The sequence below is a fragment of the Chryseobacterium endalhagicum genome (assembly GCF_016745235.1).
GTDB lineage: Bacteria > Bacteroidota > Bacteroidia > Flavobacteriales > Weeksellaceae > Chryseobacterium > Chryseobacterium endalhagicum.
This window is the reverse complement of record NZ_JAELVM010000005.1, coordinates 91539-105662: the sequence shown is the minus strand read 5'-3', so window position 1 is coordinate 105662 and position 14124 is coordinate 91539. Positions and strand designations below refer to the sequence as shown.

Genomic DNA, 14124 nt, shown 5'->3' with positions numbered 1-14124 from the left:
CTTTTTTTTTTTAATTTATATATTTTTGTGGGGTTTGTGGTGGGTTTGGTGTTGGCCGCCCCCCCCCCCCCCCCCCCAACCAAAAACCCAAAACCGATATCCTTAAATAAATATCCGCAAACACCACAAACCCCATAGGTTTCCAAAACCTATGAGCTTTTATTAATTGGAAGAAAAAAATTCGCACAAACAAAAAACACCAGAAAAGCATTTCACCCTCATTAAATCAACGTTTTTATCCATTCCACAACGTAAACATTATTTAATGAGCAATCATTCATATAAAAATTTTATTCTCTGCGAAATAGTTTTATTTTTGTTAGATGATGCAAACGGGCTCCCCATTTTTGGATACTATTTTTCTGCTGCGGAAAAGCGGAAGCATGACTGTTTTTTCAAACATACAGGAGATCTCAAAGAAGGAGGAAATGGAAGCCGGAGATTATTTTGAAACAGAATTTGAAAAAGAGAGACTGGAATTTTTGTCAACAGAAATTCACTGTCATAAAGAAGCGGCAGTTTGGGCGGCAAAAGTGTTGTATCACAGTACCCAGCTCTATCTTATCCGGGAAAATACAGCAAAAGATCTCGATAAGCTGATCCCGAAACTGAAAATAGCACAGGATACTTCTTCTGTTTTGTCTGCGGATTTATCATTGAGATTTTTACCTCAGATTGCATCCCTGCTTCATACCGCTGATCCCAATGATCCGTTGGTGGGCATTCTGGAAGATATTCTTACCCGGTTTCATTATTCAGGGATAGGATATCCTCTTCATCTTGAAAAAATCGACTGGGAAAAGGAACTGAAAGACAAAATATACCGGAAATTGTATCTGGAAAGAATTGTAGAAAAGAAAGCTTATGAACTTGCTGAAATTCCATATCTTAATCAGCTGCTTATCGGGGAGTTTGGAATGTATAAGGAGGAATTTTGGAGAGAATTAAAAATAATAACTGAAGAATAATCAATGACTCAAAATATCACAAAATTTAATACCGTTCTCAGCTACGTAAAAGACACCTTCGTAGGGAAAAATGATGTAGTGGATCTGCTGGGAATATGTCTGCTGGCAAAAGAAAATGCATTTTTGTACGGACCTCCGGGTACCGCGAAATCAGCGATTGTAAGAACGCTTTCAAAAACAGTGAAAGACGGCAGAAACTTTGAATATTTATTAACACGTTTTACAGAACCGAACGAAATTTTCGGGCCCTTTGATATCAGGAAATTAAAAGAAGGTGAACTTCTCACCAATACGGAAGGCATGATGCCTGAGGCTTCACTGGTTTTCCTGGATGAAATTTTCAATGCCAATTCAGCGATCCTGAATTCATTGCTGACGGCGCTGAACGAAAAGATCTTCAAAAGAGGAAAAGAAACAAAAAAACTGCCCGCACTCATGTTCGTGGGGGCCAGCAATGTGCTTCCTGAAGATGAATCACTGAACGCTCTGTTTGACCGTTTTCTGGTGAGAATTAATGTAGATTATGTAAATCCCGAACTTCTTCAGCAGGTACTTCTTGCCGGAAGAAAGCTGGAAAACGAAACGGATGCGGATATTCCTGAGATTCATGCCGACGAGATCAGAGAGCTTCAGAATTTATGTAAAACAGTAGATCTCCGACCTATTTATGAAGTCTATCTGAACACCATCATCAGCCTTCGGAATACGGGAATTGCCATCTCCGATCGTAGAGCGGTAAAACTTCAAAACCTGATTGCAGCCAGTGCACTCATCTGCGAAAGAAATGAAGCTGTACTTTCTGATTTATGGGTACTGAAACATATCTGGGATACGGAAGAGCAGATTGAGATCTTGGAAGGAATTATCAACAGGACTATTGAAAAAGATGATCATCCGAAGTCCCATCCCCAGGCGATGCAGAACAAAACTCCCAATCCGGAGGAAGTGATGAAAGACGTAAAGATCCTCGTGGAAAAATGGAACAGCGGTACCCTCAGCTTTGAAGAGCAGAATGTCATCAAAGATAAACTGAGATACCTGCAGACCCGCTGCGACTGGATCAGAAATCCCGAGCAGAAACAGTATATCCAGCAAGAAATTGAAAGCTTATGGCAGAAGATCCTTCAAAGCGTATAAAAGAATTCTGGGCAGAACTTCCACGGGCTGATGAAGATTTTTTAGGCGCTGTCAGAGACTGGAAAAATGTACAGATCGCAGTGGATGATGATACAGTGTGGCTGAAAGGTTTCACTGAAGAGCAGGCTGTATCTGCGGAAATTCAGCAGCTGCCCGATTTTATATTGTATGAACTGCGCGAAGGGCTTTTATTTAAAAAAGAAGCTTTGGTTCCTAGCAAAAAAATGAGAACCGCTTTGCTGTGGTCACCAATAGACAAAGCATTGCGTCTTACCTTCCCGGCTTCGAACCAGAATTATTTTGGAATCGATGAAAAAATTCAGGTCAGATTAAAACCCGGCAGCGAAGAACATCCTGTGGTAGCATTAGTAAGCATTCTATCAGAAATTAAAGAAAACATCCCACTCCAGCAGAATTTTAAGCTTGAAAAAATAGAATGGGCGGTGATTAATGATAAAGCATTATTTCTCGGAACTCCTTTGTTGAGTCTTCCGGGGAAAACCTATTGGACAAAACACGGGCATCTTCTGCCTGCAGGATTCGATTTTGAATTTAAAAATCTAAGTTCTCTCCTTCAGCAGCAATATAATAAAGGGTCGGACAAATGGCTTTTATGGAATGAAGACGGAACCTATCTTCCCATTAAAAAAGAAGATTTACGGCCGCTGTCTGTAAGCTCATTCCGTCTTACCGAAAAAACAAAAGAATGGATCTGAACGAATATTTCCAGTCATATGAAAACTACTTTTGGGAGTGGGAGACCGACGAGGATATTGCCGGGGATTCCGGGTACCATGATAACAACCTCATCTCGATTCCGGGGGTTGGGGCTATAGCCTACAGACCTTATGTGATAGAGATTCTGAAAGAACTTCAACCATTGGGATGGCCGCCGTTCGGTGCCCTTTTGATTGTTCTGTACGCCATGCAGGACGGCTACACCGATTTTGCCGGACCTCTGAAACATACCGCGAATTTTCACAGTATCGGAAACTTTGATTTTACCGCAGAAAAGAGCATTGAATTCCTTGAAAAGCTGAAATCCTTAAATAAAGTCTATAAACAGGGACAAAACAGAATGATACTTCTTCAGACCCTGTTTCAGGACGCCCACAACAGAATAGCGCCGAGCCGAGCCGAAATGATTCTGGCTGTCTACTACAAAAGACCTCATATGCTGGCTGCAAGTGCTGAAAAAAAATATGCAGGGCCGTCAGCGATTAATAAAGATCTGAGTACTCTTAATCTTTTAAACGAAAGATTTCCTACTACCCAGTCCATCATTGATGCCATGCGCGATCACATTGATGAACCGGAGCTGGATGACGAAGTCGTGGAGGAAGAGACAACCATAGAAACCGACAAAGATTTTATCCAGCAGCTCATTGAAGAGCCTAAAACGTTTCAGGTAGGAAGCCTGATCAAAAGGATCTGGAGCGGGTTGAGAATTCCTATGCGCCATCTTTCTCCCGGTGAGCAGCCTATTGGAGGAATTTCAGATATGGCGAACAAAGGTGATCTCCACAGAATGCTTTTGTCGGAATTTGCCAATGATGATGAGGTATTTATGAACCGCGTGGCCAATAATGAAGCATTATATATTCAAAGAGAAATACCGCCGGAAGAAAATATTTTTGAACGGATTATTTTAATAGATACTTCCCTGAGAAACTGGGGAACGCCGAAAGTACTGGCTTTTGCATCGGCAATTGCGGTCATCAGGCATCCCAAAGCCCATTCAGAGTGTAAAGTTTTTGCATTGGGGCAGACCGGGATTCCTATTTCTCTGGATAAGCCTGAGCAGGTGATTGAAAACCTTAATCACGTAAGTCCGGTGCTGGAAGTTTCAGAAGTGCTGGAAAAGTTTTTTAATCAAGAGCATTCGGAAAAAGATCTTGAAGTGTTCTTCATTACCCATCAGGAAAATCTTGCCGATGAAAAGGTCCGGAAGGTGATTCACGAAAACAGGGACAGGTTAAAATTCCTGATCACGACTGACTCTTACGGTGAACTGAATTTTTATAAACACCATAAAGGAGCCCGAAAACATATTCAGAAGATTAAACTTCCGCTTCAGGAGCTATGGGCAAACCCGCCGGAACGCAGGCAGAAAGTTCAGCAAATTAATGGCAAAAAAACAGATCTTCCGCAGAATTACCCAATCCTGTTTCCAACGCCGTCCAGCAAAATTGCCCAGTTTTTATACGAAGGCGAATTTTATATTTTAAGCTCAAAAAAGCAGCTGCTGAAAACTTACCTTTCGGATAATTATTATGACCGTAACTCCTATGATTATTATAAAACCTATCATGGAAGCGAGGTTTTAATCGAAGATATTTCTGTAAAACCAAGAGGACAGTTTGCGTTGGCTAAAAATAAACAGCAGCAGTTCATTTTATGCCAGTACCAGGCTGATAAAAAACTGGTCTCAAAGCTTAATCTGAATACTAAAGAATATTCCGAGCAGAACGTTACCGGATTGAATATTCCCAATTCCTATCATCTGATTTATTTCGGAAGAAATTTCTATCTGCATCAGCCTATGAATTCCTCTCTTTATAAAATCAGTTTAGAAGGAAATGCATTTGTAGAATCAATTTTCAATGATGATGGTGAAATAGACAAGAATGTAGCCAAAGCAGAAACAGAAGTAGCCAAACTGAATCGCAGCGGAATGAAAATCATCAGCAATTTCAACAGAATGGGAATCAACGAAAACAATAATCTCGTGATCTCAGGAAATGAACTCTGCAAACTGTATGATAATTCCCTGAATTTATATAAAAACAGATTTACAGTTAAGATCCTTGCAGAGCAGAATAAAAATAAATTTACATTTCAGGACGGCAGCGAGGTCATTACGGATTCCCGAGGAATGCTTACTTTTAAGAGCAGCAATACCGGAATTCCTACATTTTATATTCCCTCCACAGAATATGGTTTTCTGGCCCTGGCCACCAATTCGGAATACGGCGGATCAGAATATTATCTTCCGAAGCAGACCTTACTGAAAGTGAAAACAATGGAGGAAATGTATTCCATGTATTTAACAGCATTTATTGATCAGATCCTGGATTATGGAACTTAGAATAAAACCTTTTCCGAAAAACAGCTATCCTAAAAAAGGCCTTTTAATCAAAGACCCGTCACCCGTGGTGTGGCTTCAGGAGATGGAATTGCTGGGAATAGACCTCAATAAAGTTAAGTCTTATGCTGTTCCGGCGGACCAGCCCAATATTTTATATGGATGTCTGTTGGTTTTCTATGACGAAGCTCCTCAGGACATTGGAAAAAATGCTTACTTTCAATGTGTGGATGACCGGCTTTTTATCCCTGAAAATACGATATTTTATCCCAAAATCAATCCTGAAGACTGGCAGTCTGTCGGCTGCAGGTTTGTGATCATGCACCCTGAGTTTGGTTTTGTGAAGCTGACAGAAGAAATAGACTGGCTTTCCGTGATACAGGAACCTGAAATTTCAATAGGAAAAGTAAGAAAACCTTCGAATGGCGTGAAAATTTCCCAGCATATCGAAAGTTTCACGGTTGAAATGGATGACGAGAAAGTTCTGGCTGGTCTTCAGCAGCCGAAAAATGAAGAAGAATGGATGAAAAATCTGCCTTTTGACCTTAAAAAAGTAATGGCAGGAAATAAAAAAGAAATTGAAAAATATTTAAAATATATAGAAAAATATCCTGACAGAGCCGTAGAACTGGGAGTTCCGCTGGATATCATGGGAACTTCAAGAGGTGACGGATTTGGACAGTTTACCTTTGGAGAAAGCTGGCTGAGTGCCTTGTTCGGAGGTTCACAGGATAAAAAAGAAACTGTGGGAAGCCGGAATTTCCGGTGGATCTTCTGGAGTGTTGTGGTGATCGCAATACTTTTAAGAATTTTTCTGCCTTCGGACAAAGACAAAACCCAGAAAGAAGATTTTCTGGTTTCGTCTGGGAAAATTATGAACGGAACAGAAAAACTTCAGGCAGATATCATTGCTTATCAGTCCGGTGTGACGGATATTGACATGAAAATTGATTCTATTTACGGAAAAGAAAGAAAAAAACTTTCCAGTGAATATACAGCGGCAGGGGCTGCGATGTCAAAAGATAAAAATGACAGGGAAAGGTATAAAAAATCAGGTGGCAGAAACCTCGGGGAAGTAGGAAATGATATTGAAAAACTCAATGCCAGAGAACAAAACAGCCGCGATTCCCTGAAAATTGTTTATTCAAAAAAGATTACCAGACATCTGGTTCAGCAGGAAGCAAAAATGGAACGCCGGATTTCAGATTCACTGAAACAGTATTCAAAAGGAAAACCTGTTGATGGAGGAATTGTAAAATCTGTTTTAATGAAAAAACAGGTGCTGATGGCGGATTCGCTCGGACGGTTGTATGGAACCCTTGATATTACAGAGCTTCCTCCGTCTCCCGTTAAAGATTCAAAAACAGGAACCCTGGAGTCAGATGATAATGGTCCTAAGGAAAACGCAAAGGTTTCCGATATCCTTTATCTGGTGATTTTCATGTTCGGGGCGGTAGGAATTTATTCTTTTATTTTCAAAAAGAAATCCTTAAACCTGGGTGGTGACAATGTGCCGCTTTGGGTGAAGATGATATTGTCTGTGGTCCTTGTTTCGATGCTTGTGTATCTGTTTTATCCGTTGATAAAAATGTTCGGATACAACTGGTTCGTATGGATCCTGGTGATTTTTGTGATCCTTCTTCTTTACCGTCTGTTCAGTGAAGATAAAACCATTTTAAACTCTGATGACGATGAATAAACAGAAATTTATAGACAAGTTCCTGATTGCATTTATGATCCTGACTGTGTTTAAGATCATCGGAATTGCAGCACAGCTTTTTCACGAAAGCGTCTGGAGCGTGATTTTCACAATGGCGGTTTTCATTATTGCCGCTTTTATTATCATGATCGTCATCACCGCATTAAAAGATAAAGAACAGAACAGGAAAAATTCAGGAAGAAGAGGTTCCGGAGGTGGGAATTTTTATCTGGAAACATCATTATTTGACCGGATCAGAAGTAAATATGAAGAACTCGCCGAAAAATATATCGCCGAGAAAGATTATAAAAAAGCGGCTAAAGTATACATGAACCTTCTTCAGGACAACTTCCGTGGCGCAAAAACTCTGGAAAGCGGAGGCTTTTACAATGAGGCGGCAGCGGTTTATCTTAAAAAACTGAACAATAAAGCAGAAGCGGCATCCTGCTACGAAAAAGCAAAGCAGTACAAAAGAGCGATCGATCTGTACAAAGAAATGCAGCAGAAAGAAAAAGTAGGCGACCTTTACAAAGAACTGAATGATATTCCAAATGCCCACAGCTACTACCGGATGGTTGCGGATGACTATACAGCGAACAACCAGATGGTAAAAGCGTCCCTGATTTACAGCAAAAAAATGGAACAGCCTGAAGAAGCGCAAAAAATCCTGCTGAAGGGCTGGAACGAAGATAAAGATGCTTTCAACTGCCTGAATAATTATTTTGCGAATGTTTTTGATGTGAAAAAACTGGAAAAGGAAATTCAGAATCTTTATCAGGAGACGCCTTCATACAAAAAGGTCATCTATCTTGAAGCCATGAAGCATGAATTCAAAAAAGATCCTAAGCTGCAGTCTGTAACCCGCAGTATTGCCTATGAAATCATTGCGGAGAAAGTAGGAACACGTTCTGAGATCATCAATGAACTGAAACATTTCAATCCTGATGATAGTGTTATTCTGAAAGATATTTCCAGATTTAAGACGGGAAGGAATAAGATGTTGAGGAATTAAAATTGAAGGATTTCAAGATTTAAGAATTGAAACATTAAACGGGGTTCTGTTCTGCCACCTTGCTGGCCATATAAAAACAGCAGTAGCATTTGTGAAAAACAATTTTTCATATCTTTGCGCCAGAAAATTATGACAATACAAAGAGCACATATCAATGTAAATCTATGCGATAGCCCTTCAATAAAAGGATTATTCGGATACGAATGGATGATATGGAATGAGGCGAAATGTGCTTGCTTTGAAAATTATTTACAATAAACCCGTAAAAATTTAAACAAAATACTGCAGAAACGCCTCGATAAGTCGAGGCGTTTCTTGTGTTTTAGGCCATAAATTATTTAGAATGAAAAAAAATAACCATAAAAACGAAAAATTTTTAATTAATAATGAACATTTAATACGATAAATAAGAGTGATAAGTAACCCGATGAGAGACAGTCATTTAGGTATTTAAGAGATCCGCAGGATATTGCGGACAGATATTTCTTATGCTGAAAATTGAATTTAACCAATTGATTATTAATGGTTTAAATGAAAAATAAATTTGCAGATTAAAAAATTTCATACTTACTTTGCAACCGAAAATTGAAAGCAACAGGTTTTCAGGATTCAAAAACTTTTTAAATAACAAGAATATAATGAAACAATTACATAACATATCTAATCAGTATTCAAGATTACACGGACAGGAGCCGAAAGGATATGCATGTATTATTCTCGATAGTGAATTTATAATTAAAAGGTGCTTATATACGTGGGTCAGCTAATGATCTCTTACGTCAGAATATATATAGCACCTCCCGAAAAGAGGTGCTTTTTTTATGGTTTCTTTAGCTTATTTGGTAAAGCGCCGGTCTGTGGAACCGGAGAACAGGGTTCGATCCCCGAAGATACCCAAAGTGAATGGAAATGGAGAAATTTTGCTAAGTGTAAATGGTGAATGGTGAATTTTGTTTCACAAGTGAATTTAAAATTGACGAGCAAAGCGAATTGACCATTGACCATTCACAAAATAAAAAACAATCTCATAGCTCAACAGGTTAGAGCACCGGTCTTTTAAACCGGGGGTTGAAAGTTCAAGTCTTTCTGGGATTACGATAGATGTTAGAGATTAGAAGTTAGAAGTTAGAAAGATGAAAAATAGGAGTGATCATACTACGAATAATTATTATTCATCAAACACCATTGATCAATTATTGATTCTGTAGCTCAATTGGATAGAGCGTTGGTTTTCTAAACCGAAGGTTAGAGGTTCGATTCCTCTCAGAATTACAAAAAAAGGTCTATTGAGGTAATGGCTAACCTGCCCGACTGTCTCTTGGGCACTGCGGGTTCGATTCCCGCATAGACCGCTAAGATTCATGGAAATTTTGCTCCGGCTGTCTCCCGGAAAAAAATGGAAGTGAATCTGAAAAACTGGAAAGATAACGGTGGTTGTTTACCCGCCTTGGACGCGGGAGGTTGCAAGTTCGAATCTTGCTTTCCAGACGAGTTTTTGCCGTGGGGAAAAAATGAAGAGTGAATGATGAGGAGTGAAGAGTGAAGAGTGAATTCTGCTTCGCAGGTGAATTTAAAAATTGACAGTAAAACGGATTGACGATTTACAATTCGCACAAAAAAGATTTCGTAGCTCAATGGGTTAGAGCGCCGGTCTGATACACCGGAGGCTGAAGGTTCGAGTCCTTCCGAAATTACAAGAGAGGGGAAAGTGAAGAGTGAATGATGAAGAGTGAAAAGTGAATTCTGCTTCGCAGGGGAATTTAAAAATTGACAGTAAAACGGATTGACGATTTACCATTCACACAAAAAAAAGATTTCGTAGCTCAATGGGTTAGAGCGTCGGTCTGATACACCGGAGGCTGAAGGTTCGAGTCCTTCCGAAATTACAAGAGAGGGGAAAGTGAAGAATGAGGAGTGAAGAGTGAAGAGTGAAGAGTGAAGAGTGAAAAATGAAAAGTGAATTCTGCTTCGCAGGTGAATTTAAAAATTGACAGTAAAACGGATTGACGATTCACCATTCACACAAAAAAATGATTTTGTAGCTCAATGGGTTAGAGCGCCGGTCTGTTAAACCGGAAGTTGAAAGTTCGAGTCTTTCCGGAATCGCAGATAACTAAATGTTAATTGTTTCAAAAGAAGAGAAAAAAGGTATGTCAAGAGCAGAAGATCTTTACGCCAAATACGGAAAATACAGACAGCCTTTTTCTTTTTTTATTAGAAGTTAGTAATTAGAAGTTAGAAGTTAGAGAGTATGTAGATTCACTATTCACTATTCACTATTCACTATCAATTATCATTTATCATTCGATGGTTCGCCGAAGTGGAAGAGTCGGGGCGGTCTGCAAAACCGTTGTGAAAACTGAGTGGGTTTGAATCCCATAACCATCTCAAATAACTAAAATGAGATTAGTTCCGGAGAAAAGTAAAAGTTTGTCGAGCGCAGAAGTTCTTATATCAAACAAAAAATTAAGACAGGCTTTGTTTTTTTCCAAATAGGAATTAGAGGTTAGAAGTTAGAGATTAGAAATTAGAAGTGAGTGGTCGTTACAGGATTACCGATCAATTATCACTCATCACTTATCATTTATAAAATTTAGTTAGTTCAGAAGAAGAAAAAGTTTGTCGAGCATAGAAGTTCTTATATCAAACAAAAAATTAAAGACAGGCTTTGTTTTTCTTCAAATAGAAATTAGAGGTTAGAAGTTAGAAGTTAGAAGTTAGAAGTTAGAAAATTGCTCATTACTAATTACCTATTACTCATTATATCTGGAAGTACGCCGAAGTTGGAGAGTCGGGGCAGACTGTAAATCTGTTGCTTCATTGCTGAGCAGGTTCGAATCCTGCTACTTCCACCAAAACCGCTGATAATGTAACGGCAGCATGCAGGAAAAGTACTCTTGTTGTTCAGGTTCGAGTCCTGGTCAGTTGGTTTAAACGCTCCATTCGTCTAACGGTTAGGACGCCTGCCTTTCGAGCAGATGATAAGGGTTCGATTCCCTTATGGAGTACCAATGTGAATGGTCAAAAAATCAATTCAAAATGATGAAATACCATGAAAGTTCAGATCGAGGAAATAAATTGATTCGCTGATCATTCACAGAAAAACGGGAAAGAGAAAAGTTTGTCGAGCGCAGAAGATCTTACAAACACTAACAGGCATAGTTTTATACAGACAGGCTTTCTCTGACCTTCACTTATAAACGATCATTGATAAATTATAATTGATAAAAAATCTACGTTTTTAAAAATTATTTATCACTTATCAATGATCATTTATAAAAAAAACGCGGGAATGGTGGAAATGGTAGACATACTTGATTTAGGCTCAAGGTTTTGGGGGTTCGAGTCCCCCTTTCCGTACAAGAATTGCCTCTCTATTCCAACTGGCAGAGAAAACGGCTTTAAACCCCGTAAAGTCCCGGTTCGAATCCGGGGAGAGGTACAAAAAATAAGCAATAAATAATGTGTAATAAGTAATAATTAAGCACGCAAAATATTACTCATTGCGGATTACTTATTACTCATAAAAAACGGAAGAGTGGTGTAGCAGGTCTGCACGTTAGTCTGAAAAACTAAAGGTACAGGTTCGATTCCTGTCTGTTCCACCAAAATATCAATGATGGTTGATCAGTGATTAATGATCAATAGCAGATAGTAAAATTGACATAAGCATCAATTATCAATCATCATTGATCAATTATAAAAAATACTCTGATGGTGTAATGGCAGCATCTCAGTCTCCAAAACTGATGGTATAGGTTCGAGTCCTGTTCGGAGTGCAAAAATGGGAATGATAATAGTGAATGGTGAATAGTGAATTTTACTTCGTAAGTGAATTTTTAGAATATTGACCGTGAAACGAATTGACAATTCACCATTGACAAAAGTGAATCGTGAATTTTACTTCGTAAGTGAATTTTAAAAGATTGACAGTGAAACGAATTGACAATTTACCATTGACAGTAGTGAATCATGAATCGTGAATGGTGAATTTTACTTCGTAAGTGAATTTTAAAAAATTGATTGTGAAACAAATTGACCATTCACCATTGACAAATTAATATGTAAAGCAAATTTAAAACATGTAGAAAAAATGGAAACGCAACAAGAAGTATGGCAGAATATGAAAGGAATTTTTTTCCGGAAACCTATCACACAGCTGGTAGAAGAAGCCATTATCCGCGAACAGGCTAACGGCCACCGACTGAAAGTATGTGTGGGATCAGACTCCCACGTGTATGGCGATGCCATCAGTTATGCAACCGCAATTGTATTTGTTCGGGAAGGAAAAGGAGCGTTTACCTTTATCAGAAAAGACAGACAAATACAGAAGATCAGTATCAAGGAAAGAATGCTGAATGAGGTGAACAGATCCGTAGAAATTGCTTACGCTATCTGTGCCATTCTGGATGCTTATGGGGTGGGAATGGAGGTACACGCAGACATTAATACCGACCCCGATTTTAAGTCAAATACCGCATTAAAAGATGCAATGGGCTACATTCTGGGAATGGGATATGTGTTTAAGGCAAAACCTTATGCATTTGCAAGCTCCAACTGTGCTGATATGATGGTTTAATCTTTTAATTTAAAAAAATGAAAACAGTTTTACTTATTAATGGAGAAAAGTATTGGAAAGATTATTTTGATGGATTTAATATTGTTCAAAAAAGTCTTCAAACTTCAGAATTTATAGTGAAAAATTCTTCTCTGTATGCTGTTGATGCAGAAAGTGTCTGTAAACCTGATGTAATATTTTGGCGGCTGGGAGCCTTAAATCCAGAGCCAAAACATCGAAATATTTTAGAACTGATAGAATATTCAGGAATTCCATGTGTGAATTCTGCGGAGACATTATTAAAAGGATATGACAGATTATCTATGTTGAATACATTGAGGAAACTTGGGTTACCTGTGATAGATTTTGATGTAACAACCAAAACCAGCCAATTGAAAAATCTACAGATGCCATTTCCTTTCGTAGTGAAAGTTGGAAATCATCATGGAGGATTCGGAAAAAGTTTGGTGACATCCGAAGAACAGTGGGAAGAACTCAAAGATCTGCTATTCATTCATCAGGATTATGTAACCGTTGAAAAATTCATCGATTATAAATATGATATCCGCTATTTGGCGATTAATGATAAGGTTTGGGCAATGAAAAGAAAAGGAAAATATTGGAAGGCCAATTCTCTGACTCAGGAATATCAGATCATTGAACCCGAAAAAGAATGGATAGAAAAAGTGAAACTGTTACAGGAAAATATTAAGGCTGATATTGTTGCTATTGATGTTCTGGAAGCAGAAAACGGAGAGAAAACAATTGTAGAATATAATGATATCCCCGGTCTTTCCGGATTTCCTGAAGATACAAAACTGGAAATTTCGAAAACAGTGAAAAACAAATAAAAAGAATCAAATAAAAAAACTGATAACCATGTATTTTTTAATTCAGGCTAATGTGTATTTAGATCCGGATCATTACAAAATTTTTAATGCATTGGAAGAATTAAATGTTGATTACGAGGTAATTAATATTCTACCAACAGCAGAGAAAATAGACTTTAAAACAGACAGAAAGGATGTTTTCGTGTATGGTTCTGTGACGATTGCAAGGCTGGCAAAACAAAATTCAGATTGGTTTCCAGGTTCTTTTTATGGAGGGAATCACTTGTATGAGGTGTATTCCAGATTTTATGGAAAAAATCTCCTTAATTATAAAGTTTCTGTTCATAAAGTTTCAGAAGACCTTGTTTGGAAGAATGATGAAAAAAAATTCATAAAACCTTACAATGAAGCTAAAATTTTTACAGGAAGAGTTTTCACAGAGATTGAATGGAAAGACTTCATTTTTGAAGCATTGGAAAGTCAATCTAATAGAATTACTAAAGATTCAATCGTGCAGGTTTCAGAAGCAAAGCATACCATAAAAGAAGCAAGACTTTGGATTATAGGAGGACAAATTGTAGATGGAGGATATTATAAATTTAATGATGATGTTCCTTTCGAAGAAAAAATTTCAGAAGACGGACTTATTTTCGCCAATGAAATGATCGGGCTTTTTAATCTTGAGAAAGCTTTTGTAATGGATATTTGTTTAACAGATAAAGGCTGGAAGATTGTAGAAATCAACTGTATCAACAGTTCCGGGTTTTATCCCAATACCAATGTGAAAAGTATTATTAAAGCATTGAATATTTACTTTTCAAATTAAAAAAAAAAC

At 38.1% G+C, this 14124-nt stretch carries 9 protein-coding genes and 15 tRNA genes; all 24 read left to right on the top strand.

Annotated features, from left to right (window positions below):
* The first annotated feature begins 347 nt into the window (after window positions 1–347).
* The 24 genes from JET18_RS21820 to JET18_RS21705 all read left to right on the top strand — a co-directional run bounded on the left by JET18_RS21820 (window position 348) and on the right by JET18_RS21705 (window position 14115).
* Window positions 348–968, top strand: coding sequence for a hypothetical protein (locus tag JET18_RS21820; RefSeq protein WP_262896565.1), 621 nt, complete (start codon window positions 348–350; stop codon window positions 966–968).
* Window positions 969–971: 3 nt separating this feature from the next.
* The gene (locus JET18_RS21815) at window positions 972–2105 is read left to right on the top strand and encodes an AAA family ATPase (protein ID WP_202094729.1); all 1134 of its coding nucleotides are present in this window, start codon (window positions 972–974) and stop codon (window positions 2103–2105) included.
* Window positions 2078–2821 (top strand): hypothetical protein, encoded by a 744-nt coding sequence (locus tag JET18_RS21810; RefSeq protein ID WP_202094727.1) that lies wholly within the window; start codon window positions 2078–2080, stop codon window positions 2819–2821. The genes JET18_RS21815 and JET18_RS21810 overlap by 28 nt, the downstream gene beginning before the upstream one ends.
* Window positions 2812–5193 carry a hypothetical protein gene (locus JET18_RS21805; protein WP_202094725.1) on the top strand — a complete coding sequence of 794 codons (2382 nt, stop codon included), beginning with the start codon at window positions 2812–2814 and terminating at the stop codon, window positions 5191–5193. Before JET18_RS21810 ends, JET18_RS21805 begins: the two co-directional genes overlap by 10 nt.
* Window positions 5183–6889: a US12 family protein gene (locus JET18_RS21800; RefSeq protein ID WP_202094724.1), complete on the top strand. Its 1707-nt coding sequence runs from the start codon at window positions 5183–5185 to the stop codon at window positions 6887–6889. Before JET18_RS21805 ends, JET18_RS21800 begins: the two co-directional genes overlap by 11 nt.
* Window positions 6882–7901, top strand: coding sequence for a tetratricopeptide repeat protein (locus JET18_RS21795; RefSeq protein WP_202094722.1), 1020 nt, complete (start codon window positions 6882–6884; stop codon window positions 7899–7901). Before JET18_RS21800 ends, JET18_RS21795 begins: the two co-directional genes overlap by 8 nt.
* 823 nt (window positions 7902–8724) lie before the next feature.
* Window positions 8725–8797: transfer RNA gene (locus JET18_RS21790), tRNA-His, on the top strand.
* A gap of 125 nt (window positions 8798–8922) precedes the next feature.
* Window positions 8923–8996, top strand: a tRNA-Lys gene (locus JET18_RS21785).
* 103 nt (window positions 8997–9099) lie between these two features.
* Window positions 9100–9173: transfer RNA gene (locus JET18_RS21780), tRNA-Arg, on the top strand.
* A gap of 8 nt (window positions 9174–9181) precedes the next feature.
* Window positions 9182–9253, top strand: a tRNA-Asp gene (locus JET18_RS21775).
* Window positions 9254–9317: 64 nt separating this feature from the next.
* Window positions 9318–9389 (top strand) — tRNA-Pro (locus JET18_RS21770).
* Window positions 9390–9521: 132 nt separating this feature from the next.
* Window positions 9522–9595, top strand: a tRNA-Ile gene (locus tag JET18_RS21765).
* Between the two features lie 118 nt (window positions 9596–9713).
* Window positions 9714–9787 (top strand) — tRNA-Ile (locus JET18_RS21760).
* A gap of 146 nt (window positions 9788–9933) precedes the next feature.
* Window positions 9934–10007 (top strand) — tRNA-Asn (locus JET18_RS21755).
* A gap of 200 nt (window positions 10008–10207) precedes the next feature.
* A tRNA-Cys gene (locus JET18_RS21750) sits at window positions 10208–10289 on the top strand.
* Window positions 10290–10669: 380 nt separating this feature from the next.
* A tRNA-Tyr gene (locus tag JET18_RS21745) sits at window positions 10670–10756 on the top strand.
* A gap of 81 nt (window positions 10757–10837) precedes the next feature.
* Window positions 10838–10912: transfer RNA gene (locus JET18_RS21740), tRNA-Glu, on the top strand.
* A gap of 275 nt (window positions 10913–11187) precedes the next feature.
* Window positions 11188–11261, top strand: a tRNA-Leu gene (locus JET18_RS21735).
* 8 nt (window positions 11262–11269) lie between these two features.
* Window positions 11270–11343 (top strand) — tRNA-Leu (locus JET18_RS21730).
* Between the two features lie 90 nt (window positions 11344–11433).
* Window positions 11434–11509: transfer RNA gene (locus JET18_RS21725), tRNA-Phe, on the top strand.
* Window positions 11510–11609: 100 nt separating this feature from the next.
* Window positions 11610–11680 (top strand) — tRNA-Trp (locus JET18_RS21720).
* Window positions 11681–11994: 314 nt separating this feature from the next.
* A complete protein-coding gene (locus JET18_RS21715; RefSeq protein ID WP_202094720.1) occupies window positions 11995–12480 on the top strand; it encodes a ribonuclease H-like YkuK family protein in 486 nt (161 codons plus the stop codon).
* A gap of 17 nt (window positions 12481–12497) precedes the next feature.
* Window positions 12498–13310, top strand: coding sequence for an ATP-grasp domain-containing protein (locus JET18_RS21710; RefSeq protein WP_202094718.1), 813 nt, complete (start codon window positions 12498–12500; stop codon window positions 13308–13310).
* A 28-nt stretch (window positions 13311–13338) separates the two neighbouring features.
* Window positions 13339–14115: an ATP-grasp domain-containing protein gene (locus tag JET18_RS21705; RefSeq protein WP_202094716.1), complete on the top strand. Its 777-nt coding sequence runs from the start codon at window positions 13339–13341 to the stop codon at window positions 14113–14115.
* The last annotated feature ends 9 nt before the right edge of the window (window positions 14116–14124 follow it).

Coding starts and splice junctions, on each gene's coding strand:
- JET18_RS21815 (WP_202094729.1), top strand. CDS start 972: ATGACTCAAAATATCACAAAATTTAATACCGTTCTCAGCTACGTAAAA.
- JET18_RS21810 (WP_202094727.1), top strand. CDS start 2,078: ATGGCAGAAGATCCTTCAAAGCGTATAAAAGAATTCTGGGCAGAACTT.
- JET18_RS21805 (WP_202094725.1), top strand. CDS start 2,812: ATGGATCTGAACGAATATTTCCAGTCATATGAAAACTACTTTTGGGAG.
- JET18_RS21800 (WP_202094724.1), top strand. CDS start 5,183: ATGGAACTTAGAATAAAACCTTTTCCGAAAAACAGCTATCCTAAAAAA.
- JET18_RS21795 (WP_202094722.1), top strand. CDS start 6,882: ATGAATAAACAGAAATTTATAGACAAGTTCCTGATTGCATTTATGATC.
- JET18_RS21715 (WP_202094720.1), top strand. CDS start 11,995: ATGGAAACGCAACAAGAAGTATGGCAGAATATGAAAGGAATTTTTTTC.
- JET18_RS21710 (WP_202094718.1), top strand. CDS start 12,498: ATGAAAACAGTTTTACTTATTAATGGAGAAAAGTATTGGAAAGATTAT.
- JET18_RS21705 (WP_202094716.1), top strand. CDS start 13,339: ATGTATTTTTTAATTCAGGCTAATGTGTATTTAGATCCGGATCATTAC.